We start from the raw sequence: 13,646 nt of genomic DNA, 5'->3' as shown, positions 1-13,646 counted from the left end.
ATTACAGAAAAAGAACGGGATTACAGAAAAAGAACGGGATTACAGAAAAAGAACGGGATTACAGAAAAAGAACGGGATTACAGAAAAAGAACGGGGCTGCGCCTTAGTTAAGACGCAGCCCCGAATCTTTTGTTTATAAGTTTACAACAATTACCAGAACCTGTTACGTGCAGGGTTATACTCAAACCCTACCATTTTCAGTGTCCGGACAATTTCATCTCTTTCTACGTTCATATCCTCACAAAGTGCATCGAGTGAAGGATAGAAATCACGCAATTTCATGTTGATGAAGCTATACAGCATCATCGGTTCCTCAGGTAATTTCATAGTCACAATCTTGTTTAAATTAAAACTAATACCGGGTGCAAAAATACAATAAAAAATAATATGAAGGAGCATTATCCTTTTAAATCTGCAAGTTATCCATGCAAACGATTGAAAAGAGGGGTGTTACGACAGCAGGCATATCCGCCTTGCCCGGTGTTTTCCCGCCCCTGCTCCCCTACCGTACCTGCACTGGAAGAATCAGTTAAAATGTTGCGGGTTTCTCCGGCTTACGATAACATAGATGATAACCGGTGCTCCGATAACCGGAGTAACTGCATTCAGGGGGATAATACCTGCTTCGCCGGGCAGGACGCAAATCAAATTGCACAGCAGCGCCACCGCCCCGCCGCTCAAAATAGTTACGGGCAACAGCGAGTTGTGGTTGGCAGTCCTCAATATCATACGGGCTACGTGGGGCACGGCAAGCCCGATAAATGCAACCGGTCCGCAGAAAGCGGTGGTTACCGCTGTCAGCAACCCCGTGATAACCAAGAGCCAGTTGCGCACACGGCGTATATCTACCCCCAGGTTTTCGGCATAACGTTCGCCCAGCAACAATGCGTTCAAGGGTTTTACCAATAGCAAAGAGCCTGCCAATCCCGCAAGGGTTACTGTTGCAAATGCCGGCATCTGCTGGAGGGAGACGCCTCCAAAATTGCCCAACCCCCATATCATATAAGACTGTACTCCTTCTGCCGTAGCGAAGAAATTCAGCAGAGCAATCGCAGACGATGCGATGTAGCCTATCATGATGCCCGTTATCAGCAGCATAACATTGCTTTTCAACAGTGTGGAGAAGAAAAGAATAAGCCCCATTATCGACATGGCTCCCACAAATGCACCCGCCAATACGGAAAAGAAACCGGAGAGGCTGAAAGTACCTGCCGTTATGCTTCCGCCGAACAGCAGCATTACCAATGCCACTCCCAGGCTCGCACCGGAATTTATGCCCAGGATAGACGGGCCTGCCAACGGGTTCTTAAACGCTGTTTGCAGCATCAGCCCGCACACCGCCAGCGCGCTCCCGCAAAGCAGTGCCGTCAGCGCCTGGGGTAACCGGGACTCCCATACGATAAAGCTCCAGCTTGCCTTTTCTCCCTCACCTCCTGTAAGGATATGGAAAACTTGGGGTACGGGGATAGCCACCGACCCTACCAGCAGATTGGCCATGAACAGCAATACGATTGCTATTCCCAATCCGGAACCGTATTTCCACCCTTTACTCATTCAACTTGCAAAAATAGCGCAAACCGCCTAAATCTCCTATTTCAGGATGTAGAATCTGTATCAAATCCGCCAACAGATAGTCCGGACGGAAAGGCGTTTCCTCATAGAAGGGTACTTTCGCCGTATTGCATCCATAGATATTCCGTGTCTTGAATGCTTTAAAGCCCGTATAGCCGGTATAATCGGCAGCCAAATCGGAGTAGGTCATGTCCCGGTCGCGATTGTACTTGATAGTCCATACATCGGCATCGCCGGCCTTATCAAAAACGGTTTCAAAAGACAGGGGAATGGAACCGCTATGCCTATCCTCCGCAAAGACGTACCGCCCGCAGGCATCGCCGAACAGGCGCCCCGTCGTGCTGCGACCGCCCGGCACGTACCATGCAGAGCCGCTTTTCAGCTCGCTGACGATAGACAGGGATACGGACGAAAGCGCCGCGCGTCTTTTGAGCTGCCCGTAGCAGCTGTCTACTTCGGCAAAGAGGCTATCGGCACGGGAAGCTGCTCCGAACAGCAGTCCATAGAAACGCATCCATTCGGCACGCCCCAATGCGGAAGTTTCCATATAATCGGCACATTCTATAATGGGAATATCCAGTTTTTCGATGCGTCCGTAGCCTCCGCTGTTCTCAAAGGGAGAAAGCAGGATAGCGTCGGGATGCAAATCGATAATTTTCTCCATATCGGGATTCATGCCCGAACCGCAGTCTGCAATAACTCCCCTGCGGCATCCTTCCTGTACGCCCGGCAGCTTGATATATTTCAAGTCGCATACACCGCCGATGCTGCCTGCAACTCCTAACTTATCCATAAGGCTACAATGGACAGACGAGTAGACCACGGCTTTCCGAAGGGGCGTACGTACAACAGTGCCTGCCGGCAGGTGCGCAGGCAACGGCCGGGATGCCGGCACTAATACATAAGTGTGCAATGTTTTCAGGGTATCCCAGGGGTTGCGCAGGGTGACAACGGTATAATCGGGGTAAGCCACCAATGCGAGGTTATCGGCATAACGCAGGGAAATGGTGTCACCGCAGTCCGGTAGCACCGTTTCCTGTTTCCCTCCCCGGCAAGCGGAAAGGACAAAAAGCAGAGAGCAGCATAACAGGGAAAGCCTCATAGCAATCTACTTAATTGAGAAATGTCATGTAGACAGCGCCTACACCTACATCGTATTTTTTCACGAATGTGCCGTCGGACGAATATTCATTTACATATCCGGGCGTGTTATAGGATGCAAAACCTCCTACCAGGTTGTAGGAAGTGATGAAGATGTTCCCCTTCGAATCGACGGCAATGCCTGCCGGCGAATCGACAGGAACGGATACGAAGTTCTCTTTTTCCACAGCACCCGTCAGTGTATTATATACGGTATATTTTACGGCATCGGCTCCTGCATAAGCGTCATAGACCGTATACAGCGAGTTCGCCTGCGCTACCATGAAAGAGGCGGAAATTCCCAGGTCTTCAGCCTCATCTCCGCTATTTATCCGCCATATGGAGGCGGCAACGTTAGCATAATTGCCCGTGCACAATACAAGGATATTTCCGGAAGCGTCTGCAGCGACTTTGGTAGGGTTCATTCCTACGGCTATCTTAGCTTCTTCCTCGAATGAGGACAGGGAGACCTTCGATACGCTCTTTCCATTGGCATAATCTGCCTCGTAGTTCAAGCCGTCCGAGTTGGCAACATACAGGAAGTTATTGGTAATCGCCATTTCTTCCGGATTGGGGCCTACCTTTACGGTTTTATCTATCCGGTTCGTTTCCGGATTTATACGGGACACATGGCCGGAGTACATGGAAACATAAACATATTTTCCGTCGGTTACAATATCGCGCGGCTGGCTGCCTTGCTCTTCATCCGGCTTAATCTGGACAATGCTTACCAGCGTATTCTTGTCTACCACCTCGATTGTATTCGATTCCGATACGGCGATATACAGGTTGTTCCCCAAGACAACGCCGTCCTGAACCGTAGAACCCAGGCTGCGCCCGTTCACACTCTTGAACGCATCATTGGTAACCGTTCCGTTTTTCCTGTCTATAAAGGACAAGGAGCCTTCTATGCTCGAGCCTTGATTTCCCGCATTAAATACAAAGACGCCTTTTTCCGCTGTAACGGGCATACCGCCGTCGGGAGTATCGTCATCATCGCATGCCGCAAAGGCCAAAGGTAAAGCAAGCAAAAATGCCCACATCTTGAATTGTTCTTTCATCTTCATAATCGTCAGTTTTTTATTTTAATTAAATAGATATACTAATCGTCAGTTTATAAGCGCGTCCGGGCATCGGGTAGCTTTTCACGATGCTATATTGTTTGTTGCCGATATTCTGGATATCTCCCCGCAACGAACAGCTTGTTTTCTTCCAACGGAACGAACGGTAAAGAGACACGCCGTATTCCACATAACCTTCCAGCTCGTTCGCCTCGATATTCTGTACGGAGGAGTAACGCTTACCTACTCCCGTAGCATGGAAAGACACATTGACATACGGATTTTCCCAAGCCAATGAAAAAGAACCGGAATGAACCGGGGTATAAGGTATCTGGTCTTTATAATACACGGACGAAGGGTCTGTCTTATCGACCGCATGCTGATAGGTGTACGATGCCGTCGATAAAAGCCGGTGTTTCGCAGCCAGGCGAAAAGCCGCATCTGCATTGGCCTCTACTCCCCAGATATCCACACGGCCTAAATTGACCATAGTCCAGAAAAACATATTATAGGGCATAGCTACGATTTTATTCTTCACATAGTTATAATAGCCGTCCAGCGACAAGTGTACGGCGCTCAGCCACGACGAAGCGGAAGCGTAGCCATACGCTCCTCCCGCATTATACTGGCGCGCCACCTCCGGTTTCAAATCACGGCTGCCCCAGCGGTCGAAATAATTCTCCGTAAATGTAGCGACGCGAAAAATATCCTTATAGGAAGCCCTTATGTAAAAATCCCGTCGTTCCCAGGGTTTCCACGACAGGGAAAGGGAAGGAGACAGACGTTGTGCATCGCCTGCGCTTTCTCCTTTCTTGGCGCCGTTCATATAAATAGAGCCCAGCATCAAGGCGGTAACCGTGATATGCGGCGTACGGTAACGCGCCGTCAATGTTTGCAGAACTGTATGGCGGTAAGGCTTTACCCCCGATGCAGCATTCGTACTCAGGTTGTTAAACGAATAATCGGCAGCATACGAAAAAGCCCATGTATCCAGCGGGGTATAGAGCAATGCAGCAGAGCCATAATACTCGCGCTGGTAATAGATATTGTTCATCTCGCCTCCCGGATACTCCGCCCCTTTATCATGATAATGCGAATAAGCCCAATTGAACTTGCCGTTCACTTGCAAAGAAAGATTATTCTCCCAATACGTCCGGTAATGGAGCTGCGAAAAGAAATTCCGTTCGCTCAGTTCCTCGTGGGATACATCATTGTACAAAATAACCGGGCCGGGCAGTTCGCGGAACGAATCATAGTAGTAAATCTTTCCGTTCAAAACAGAACGGGCGCCGGGACGGGCATAGATGTTCCACTCTCCCCGGTAGTTTTCGAGGTAGTTATTGTTCCGGCGTTCTTCGGAAACATATTTTCCATTGACCAGAGTAAACGGATACAGGTTGTCTGCCCTCATAAAATCACCGGACAAAGACATGGATACCTTGCCCGACAAACGCCCGTCGTAGCGGAGAAACGGGTTTACCATGCCGAAAGAACCAGCTTTTATCCCCGCTTTCAGGTACGAACTCTTTTCGGACAAATCGGGAGGCAGGGTTTGCAAACGGAGCGATGCGGCCGATGCCACCGTACGTGCCGGAAGAAAAATATCATCATTATCGCCGACTGTCAGGGAAAGGGAACCGATATTATCCAAAGAGAAACGCGAAAGGTCAATCTGCCCGCTTTGGCAATCCGTTATAGTAATGCCGTCGTACGCCACAGCAGTATGCTGAGAACCGAGGCTCCGCACGGAAACGGTTTTCATGCCGCCCGCACCGCCGTAATCTTTCACATTCACTCCGGAGAAACGGCGCAGGGCATCGGCAATATCCGTTATCCCCTGCTGCTGTAACTGCCGGTGCGAGAGTATCTGCACCGGTGCCGTACTCGATATCTTCCGTACACGGGCGGCAGCATTGACGGTTACCTCCCCAATCCGGTGCACCTTTCCCGTCACCGTATCCTTCTCCGCCACCTGTGCCGACAGAGAAAGCACATTTACAAGGAAACCGATACAGCCTAACCGTACCTTAGTTCTCCATACCATAAAAGCGCTAAAGATTATCTTTACACTACGCACACTGCCCGCTTTCCTCGAACGGACAATTTTTCGACTTCGTTTTGCAGGTCTTCTGACTTATTCCTGATGTATCGCCTTCCCGTCCTTGCCTGAAGAACAGTGGCACAAGTATAATACATTCACAATAGAATTCACAGCAGCGGGACTGTCCGGGACTTTCACCCGATTCCCTTTTCATCTGTTCCTCCGGATGAAGGATACAGAACAAAACGCCGGCAAAGATAAGAATATATATAAATACTGAAAAGCACTTTACAGCAGTTTCTGCAAAAAAATATTTATTATTCTATAAGGAGCAAAGCCCAATCCTCTCTTGAAGGAAGGTAACCGGTGGAAAGAAAAATAAGCACACATGCAAGAACACGCCGCTCCCATGAAGAACAAAAATCCGGCAGACATCCTGATATCTCCCATACCTGCCAAGGGTGATACGATACCTCCGAAAGCAAAGCCTGTCGCCCCTAAAAGAGCGGAAGCTACTCCGGCATTCCTGCGTTCGCAATCCATAGCCAGCGTATTGGAGGCCGTAAAAGCCATTCCCACCATTGAAAGCAGGCAGAAAACCAATACCTCGTACACCCAGAAATTGCAATCCAGGAAAAATGCCGCGGAGAGCAGTACGGAAATAAGCAGCATACCGTTGTTTCCCACATGCAAAGCCCGTTCCATTGTAGAGAAGCGTACCGACAAGGCGGAAGAAATCACCATGGCAACAGCATTCGTTCCAAAGCAGATACTGAACGACATAGGCGAAAGCCCGTAATGCTGCTGCATGATAAAAGGCGCCGAAGCTATATTGGTAAACAACACTCCCATTGTAAAACCGTATTGCAATATATAGCGCACATACCGGCGGTTACGCAACACCGCACCAAAACGACGGTACACATCTCCCCACCTTACATTCTGCCTTTGTCCTTCCGGCAGTGTTTCCCTAAAGCGGAGGCTTCCGATGCCGAGAAGGACTCCCAGCACGAACAAAAACCAGAAAATACCATGCCAGCCGCCTAAGCCCGCCAATACTCCGCCGCCTATGGGAGCAACCACCGTGGCTATCCCGTTGACAGCACCGATAACGGCAAGCATACCGGCAAGCTCATGAGCCGAATACCTATCAGTAGCAATAGAGCGGGATATCACCACCCCGCCTGCCCCGGCAATTCCCTGCACGAAACGCAGCACTACGAACTGCGAGATACTACGGGCAAAAATACAACCGACGGTAGAAACCAGGAACAACGCCATAGCAAACAGCAAAGGCGAACGACGGCCGTATTTGTCGCTCAGCGGACCGAACACCAACTGCCCTGCCGCCAAGCCTACCATACTCGTAGTAAGCCCCAACTGCACGCTCGAGGATGTTGTCCGAAAAAAGTCCGACATCGCCGGTAAAGTAGGCAAGTACATATCCATAACGAATGGTCCGAAAGCACTCAGCATTCCCAAGAATATCCACATAAACCCTCTTGAATTTTGTTTACCCGTCATTGCTATTCCTATTTTTATAAACCGGCGGCAAAATTACCCTATATTTACAAGACCAGCTATGGCTTATCCTGCACAAAACGTTTCATTTTAGGAACAATATACATTATTTCCATAGAATATAACTACATTTGTTGCGCAAAACAGAACTTTATTCATATGTACGAGCCATTACCGTCCGACACTTCCGGTATCAGATACGAAGAAACCGACCTGGCGTACCTGAAGCAACGCCCCTGCCGTTTCAAATGCGGCATTTACCTAATCTGTACACAAGGCAGCAGCACCGTTTCCACGGGAGTACAGCAATACACCTTCGATACGCAAACGGAATTAATTTTCCTTACAAGCAGCCTTATCCAGGTAATCCGCGCCTCGACGGATTTCAAGGTACGCATGTTGCTATTCCCGAAAGATGTTTTCCTGAAAGCGATATTGCCTATCGATACTCCCTACTTCAACTACACCCACGAACATCCGTACTATCACCACACGGCAGACGAAAGAAGCCAGAAAACCTGGCAAGAAATCGTATTATGGATGGATATGGCACGAATGCTGTTCAAGGATAACGTTCTCCAGTTCAGGAAACAGCAAGAATACAATTTCCTGCAAAGCCTGTTAATGTGGTTGTTCAACACCATTCCGGAGAAACTGGCTGCCAACAAGCAATACAGCAGAAAGCAGATGCTTTGCCACCAGTTCATGCAACTGATACGCGAGCACAGCACCTGCGAACACCAGGTTCCGTTCTACACGGAGAAACTCTGCATCACTCCCCGTTACCTGCACGAAATCACCACCCGGTACATGAACGGCAAAACGCCCAAGCAACTGATAGACGAACAGTTGATAGCAGAAGCCAAAGTGCTCCTGAACGAGCCCCGCTTATCAGTCACCGAGATTGCCGAGCAACTGAACTTCGCCGACCAATCCTACCTGAGCCGTTTTTTCAAGAAAAATACCGGCGTTTCCCCCAAAGAATTCCGGTTGCAAAAGCTATTATAATAAGTTTGGTCAAAATAAATTAAATCCTGCCGTTTTCACCGTCATTTTACTAACTTTGTTAGCATAACCAAAATCGAGCTGCCATGAAATATAAATTGTTAGTTCTCGACGTAGACGGAACACTCCTCAACGATGCCAAAGAAATCAGCAAACGTACCCTCGCCTCCTTGCTCAAAGTGCAGCAAATGGGTGTACGCATCGTGCTGGCTTCCGGCAGACCCACCTATGGACTCATGCCACTGGCAAAAGCTCTCGAACTGGGCAACTACGGAGGCTTCATCGTTTCCTATAACGGTTGCCAGATAATCAATGCACAAAATGGCGAAATCCTGTTCGAACGGCGGATTAACCCCGAGATGTTGCCCTATCTGGAAAAGAAAGCGCGTAAGAACGGCTTTGCCATATTCACCTACCATGACGACACTATCCTGACCGATGACCCGGACAACGGGCATATCCGCGATGAAGCCGTACTGAACAATCTGAAAATCATCAAGGAAGAAGAATTCTCCACGGCAATAGATTTCGCCCCCTGCAAGTGCATGTTAGTCAGCGACGACGAAGAAGCGCTGACCGGCCTGGAAGAACATTGGAAAAGACGCCTGGACGGCGCACTGGACGTTTTCCGTTCGGAACCTTACTTCCTGGAGGTAGTGCCTTGCGGAATCGATAAGGCCAACACCTTAGGCGCCCTATTGTCGCACCTGGACATTCCCCGCGAAGAGGTAATCGCTATCGGAGACGGCGTATGCGACGTCAATATGCTCCAAATCGCAGGTTTAGGCATTGCCATGGGGCACTCGCAAGACTCCGTAAAAGTATGTGCCGACTATGTAACGGCATCCAACGAGGAAGACGGCGTTGCCCTGGCTGTCGAGAAAATGATTTTAGCCGAAGTCCATGCCGCCGAAATCCCCCTCGACCTGCTCAATGCACGGGCACGCCATGCGCTAATGGGTAATTTGGGCATTCAATACACCTACGCCTCGGAAGACCGCGTAGAAGCTACCATGCCCGTAGACCACCGCACCCGCCAACCCTTCGGCATCCTGCACGGCGGCGCCACCCTTGCACTGGCAGAAACGGTAGCCGGCCTCGGCTCCATGATAACCTGCCAGCCCGATGAAATCGTAGTAGGCATGCAAGTCAGCGGAAACCATATCTCCTCCGCACACGAAGGAGACACCGTACGCGCAGTAGCCACTATCGTTCACAGAGGGCGTTCATCCCATGTATGGAATGTAGATGTATTCACTTCCACCAACAAGCTCGTATCTTCCGTCCGGGTGGTGAACAGTGTATTGAAGAAAAGGTAATTCCATAAACCGGCAAAGGACATAATCGCAAAAAAGCCGTTACGGACAGTTATCCGTAACGGCTTTTCCAATTTATATAGGTTTGCTTATTTGACTTCCTCAAAATCAACGTGATATATCTATCAGCGACTTGCGTACACGTGTTGCAAATATAACGCAAATCCGAAAATAAGCATCTATAAGCAACACACACTCTTGCTCATAAAAGTACGATTTTTTCAGATAAATAACGAGATGTAAACGCATAAAAATCAAAAGAAAGCGATGTTTTTAACAGTTTCTTCGGTTTTATCCTTACCTTTGTATTCTATATTGAGTTATTGTATCTGAATAATAAAATCAGTTACATCAATAAGAAGAATAGAAAGAACTCGATTAACAATATAAAACATAGTAAGATGAGAAGATTTGTAACATTCACTGTTGTATTTTTATGTGCAACAATAGGGCTTGCCCAAACGAAACAGAGCAACCAACAAGCTCCCAAAGATTCAGTTTTAAATAGAATTGATAGCCTTGTTCAAATAACGAATGCTTGGTTAGAACAAATAGAACTTGACCATTCTCTGAAACAACGTTATAAATTATATCAGACAGAGAACATATACACCCTACTTCAATTAGATACTAAAACAGGAATGATAGAACAAGTTCAATGGTCTTTAGATTCAGAAAACGAAGGTAGCGTAACTATAAATAATGATGACTTGAATTATGGATTTGGTCATGGCTCTGGAAGTTTTGAACTATATCCCACAAAAAATATGTACCAGTTTATTCTACTGGACAAAACAAGTGGAAGAAAATGGCATGTTCAATGGGGGATGAAAACAAAGGAACGTTGGATTAGAAGAATTTATTAGTATTTTCACAAAAGTGACATCTAAGAGTTGTCTATCAAAAACAGTAGATGCCTCTAAGCAATAAGAAAACGATGCAGATACATAACAATACATTGATAGCGGAATGCTCGGCTTACGATTTCAAGGAAATGTTGGAACGTAAGAAAGTGAAGTCGTGGCTTAAGTCCGTGTCGGCATTTGCCAATACGGACGGTGGCAGCTTGTTCTATGGAGTGAATGATGGCGGCGTAATTGTAGGGTTGGAGAATCCACAAGCCGATGCTGATTTTATCAGTGAAATGATAAAGGCACGACTTGACCCTGTGCCGGAAGTTCAGCTTATTCCGATAGAACACGAAGGGCATGCCCTGCTTGAAGTGAAAGTAAAGGCAGGAACGCTTACACCTTATTACTATTATCAGGATGGGACACGTACAGCATATATGCGAATTGGCAATGAAAGCGTGGAGTGTAATTCGCAACAACTTCTTTCATTGGTATTGAAAGGTACGCACATGACATGGGATTCTCTTCCTACCCAAGTGGGTGCCAGCGAACATTCTTTCATCATCCTTGCCAATACCTTCCGTGAGCAAACCCATCAGGAATGGAATGACAAGTATCTGGAATCATTCGGACTGGTAACTCCTGACGGCAAACTTACCAATGCCGGATTGCTGTTTGTGGATAATTGTACCGTATTCCAATCACGTATCTTCTGCACCCGTTGGACAGGACTCTATAAAGATGATGCCATCAGTTCCGTAGAACATCGGGCTAACCTTGTATTGCTATTGAAATACGGCATGGACTTCATCAAGAACTATACCATGAGTGGTTGGGTAAAGATGCCGAACTATCGCCTTAACCTCCCCGACTATTCAGACCGTGCCATCTTTGAAGGACTGGTAAACCACCTTATCCATAGAGATTATACTATAATGGGCGGTGAAGTACATATCGACATTTATGATGACCGCGTAGAACTGGTATCACCCGGTGCTATGCTTGACGGTACACAAATTCAAGACCGTGACATATACAAAGTGCCGTCCATGCGTCGTAATCCTGTCATTGCAGATGTGTTCACACAGTTGGATTATATGGAGAAACGTGGTTCCGGTTTACGCAAAATGCGAGAGCTTACAGAGAAATTACCTAATTTCTTGCAAGGAAAAGAACCACAATATCAAACGGAAGCGACTTCTTTCTACACCACATTCTATAATTTGAACTGGGGTGACAACGGAAGAATGCCTGTTGAAGAAGTAGCCAACAGGGTAAATAGTACCCTCGAAAAGTACCCGGTAAACGAAGAAAGTTCGGTCGAAAAGTTCGGTGTAAACACAAAAGAGTTCGGTGTAAATGAAGAAAGTTCGGTCGAAAAGTTCGGTGTAAATGCGGATAAGTTCGGAGATACATCGGAAACACAGAAGAAAATCAGTAAAACTGCACAAAAGATAATCGACCTCGTTATTTCAGACCCTTCAATCACAGCTGATAATATGGCCAACAAGATTGGTGTAACTAAACGCGCTATAGAGAAAAATATCAAGAGCCTTAGGGGTATGGGAATTTTGGTTCACGAAGGTTCAGACAAGGCTGGTTATTGGCGCATTATTGTTAAACCATAAACAGAACAACAAACCTATGGAGACCTCTTTCATACCACTCTTTGCAATCATAGCCGTTTTGATTATCGCCTTTTTGTTTGCCTCTTTGCCACAGGTAAACCATAAAACGCGATACCGAGTGCTTTATGCAATAGCCATTATCATGCTATTAGCTGTTATCCCTATTAGTGAATATATGGCTGGTGGCATACAAAACTCAAGTAACAATTATCTGCTTGTCCTAATATTCGATATTGCAGTAGGATATTTCTGTATGTACATTGCTGCTTTGCTAAAATTCAACGTTCTTAAACGAAAGAACCAAGCATTAGAAAACGCCTTGACAGAAAAGCAACAAGAAAATGTAGCAATCCTATTGGAGCATCAAAACGAAAAACAACAAGCACTCCGGCAAAGAGAGCTTGAATGGTTAGCTGGGAAAATAAAGATGTTTACCGAAGAAGAACAGGAAGCTATTCTCGCCAGTGCTCTATCATTTGCTGAACATGACTTGATAGTTGCTCCCTCAATAAGCATACAGCCTAAAGAAACATGTAGTCAGCAAGAACTAATGTACTTTGTCTGCTCTGCTTTTTACAATATGGATAAAAGTCGTAGTGAAGTTGTGGGTTTCTTATATAAAGTTTTTCCTCTCTATTTTCCAGCAGGAGAAAGTGCATTGGCTAAAAAGATGCCAGGATTAGAAAAGGTTAGGGAGCGAAGAGGAAAAGAAGAATGTTTGTGAAGAAATCTATTGGTGTCCGGCAAAACATTCAAAATCTATTTGACTTTTTATTTTCCCGGACAGCCGATATATTGAACGTGCAGGGTCTTCATTGTGAGATAAAAATCCATTAAAAGAGCCCGAATTGGGCAAATATGACATTCTTGTCAATGAATACCCCATAAAAGGAAAACAATTTTATCGGACAACCGACACAATCATTGAGACATGAGGCTTGTCAACGCATAAAATCACTCTGAACAGCTGGTTAAACACGTTCACCGGGCACCAATAGAAGAAATCAAGAAGATAATTTCAACTAATTACTCAAAAACAGATAGTAAGATCGCAAGTATTACTGATACTTGTAGCTTCTTCGGAGAAAGACAAAAACAGCCCATTCATTTTGCGTCGTTTCGATGATGATGTTTATGAGCCATTACCTGCAAACAATTCATGCTTATTAATGGGTATAAGTTCATTATGAGCTTAAAAAAACAAGTGGATTAGGGTTAAATATCAAAAATATGTAGGAAAATATACAATAAATGAGTATTTTTGTCGTTTTAATAGAAGAAATCCAGCAGAGATTATGAGCGTTAAACAAATACCCAATAGATTAAAAGCTGCTTTGGCTGATAATCACAAGACAAGCAAATGGCTTGCTGATCAATTAGGGAAATCAGACATGACGGTTTCCAGATGGTGTACTAACCGCTCCCAACCTTCTGTCCACCAATTGATAAAGATAGCTAATCTCTTAGATGTTGATGTATCAGAACTGCTTAATAAAACAAAATGATTAACG

The 13,646-nt window shown here is 46.3% G+C and carries 12 protein-coding genes and 1 riboswitch; of the genes, 6 read left to right on the top strand and 6 right to left on the bottom strand.

All coding sequences use genetic code 11. The features are described 5' to 3' along the window. Positions 1–150: 150 nt before the first annotated feature. The 6 genes from C233_RS0118930 to C233_RS22910 form a co-directional block, all read right to left on the bottom strand. On the bottom strand, positions 151–327 hold the full coding sequence (locus C233_RS0118930) for a DUF4250 domain-containing protein (RefSeq protein ID WP_025068916.1): 177 nt from the start codon (positions 325–327) through the stop codon (positions 151–153). A 198-nt stretch (positions 328–525) separates the two neighbouring features. Beyond that, positions 526–1,554, bottom strand: coding sequence for an iron ABC transporter permease (locus C233_RS0118925; RefSeq protein WP_018669101.1), 1,029 nt, complete (start codon positions 1,552–1,554; stop codon positions 526–528). Next, complete coding sequence (locus C233_RS0118920; RefSeq protein ID WP_025068915.1) at positions 1,547–2,674, bottom strand: ABC transporter substrate-binding protein; 1,128 nt, start codon at positions 2,672–2,674, stop codon at positions 1,547–1,549. The genes C233_RS0118925 and C233_RS0118920 overlap by 8 nt, the downstream gene beginning before the upstream one ends. Before the next feature lie 10 nt (positions 2,675–2,684). Further along, complete coding sequence (locus C233_RS0118915) at positions 2,685–3,779, bottom strand: DUF5074 domain-containing protein (RefSeq protein ID WP_018669099.1); 1,095 nt, start codon at positions 3,777–3,779, stop codon at positions 2,685–2,687. Positions 3,780–3,801: 22 nt separating this feature from the next. Next, positions 3,802–5,817 (bottom strand): TonB-dependent receptor plug domain-containing protein, encoded by a 2,016-nt coding sequence (locus tag C233_RS0118910; RefSeq protein ID WP_018669098.1) that lies wholly within the window; start codon positions 5,815–5,817, stop codon positions 3,802–3,804. Between the two features lie 58 nt (positions 5,818–5,875). Next, positions 5,876–6,075: riboswitch (cobalamin riboswitch) on the bottom strand. Between the two features lie 27 nt (positions 6,076–6,102). Continuing rightward, the gene (locus C233_RS22910) at positions 6,103–7,338 is read right to left on the bottom strand and encodes a multidrug effflux MFS transporter (protein ID WP_039748378.1); all 1,236 of its coding nucleotides are present in this window, start codon (positions 7,336–7,338) and stop codon (positions 6,103–6,105) included. 156 nt (positions 7,339–7,494) lie between these two features. On the opposite strand from C233_RS22910, the gene C233_RS0118900 reads away from it, so the two are divergent. The 6 genes from C233_RS0118900 (at position 7,495) to C233_RS0118875 (ending at position 13,640) form a co-directional block, all read left to right on the top strand. Next, entirely contained in the window at positions 7,495–8,343 is an 849-nt protein-coding gene (locus C233_RS0118900; RefSeq protein ID WP_018669096.1) for a helix-turn-helix domain-containing protein, read from the top strand. An 83-nt stretch (positions 8,344–8,426) separates the two neighbouring features. Continuing rightward, positions 8,427–9,659 carry a Cof-type HAD-IIB family hydrolase gene (locus C233_RS0118895; RefSeq protein WP_018669095.1) on the top strand — a complete coding sequence of 411 codons (1,233 nt, stop codon included), beginning with the start codon at positions 8,427–8,429 and terminating at the stop codon, positions 9,657–9,659. 398 nt (positions 9,660–10,057) lie between these two features. Further along, entirely contained in the window at positions 10,058–10,522 is a 465-nt protein-coding gene (locus C233_RS0118890) for a hypothetical protein (RefSeq protein WP_018669094.1), read from the top strand. Between the two features lie 71 nt (positions 10,523–10,593). Continuing rightward, complete coding sequence (locus C233_RS0118885; RefSeq protein WP_018669093.1) at positions 10,594–12,135, top strand: RNA-binding domain-containing protein; 1,542 nt, start codon at positions 10,594–10,596, stop codon at positions 12,133–12,135. Between the two features lie 16 nt (positions 12,136–12,151). Then, the gene (locus C233_RS0118880) at positions 12,152–12,859 is read left to right on the top strand and encodes a hypothetical protein (protein ID WP_018669092.1); all 708 of its coding nucleotides are present in this window, start codon (positions 12,152–12,154) and stop codon (positions 12,857–12,859) included. Between the two features lie 571 nt (positions 12,860–13,430). After that, positions 13,431–13,640 (top strand): helix-turn-helix transcriptional regulator, encoded by a 210-nt coding sequence (locus C233_RS0118875; RefSeq protein ID WP_005795647.1) that lies wholly within the window; start codon positions 13,431–13,433, stop codon positions 13,638–13,640. Positions 13,641–13,646: the final 6 nt, after the last annotated feature.

This window comes from Bacteroides gallinarum DSM 18171 = JCM 13658, from assembly GCF_000374365.1.
GTDB lineage: Bacteria > Bacteroidota > Bacteroidia > Bacteroidales > Bacteroidaceae > Bacteroides > Bacteroides gallinarum.
This window is presented reverse-complemented; position numbering and strand designations above follow the sequence as displayed.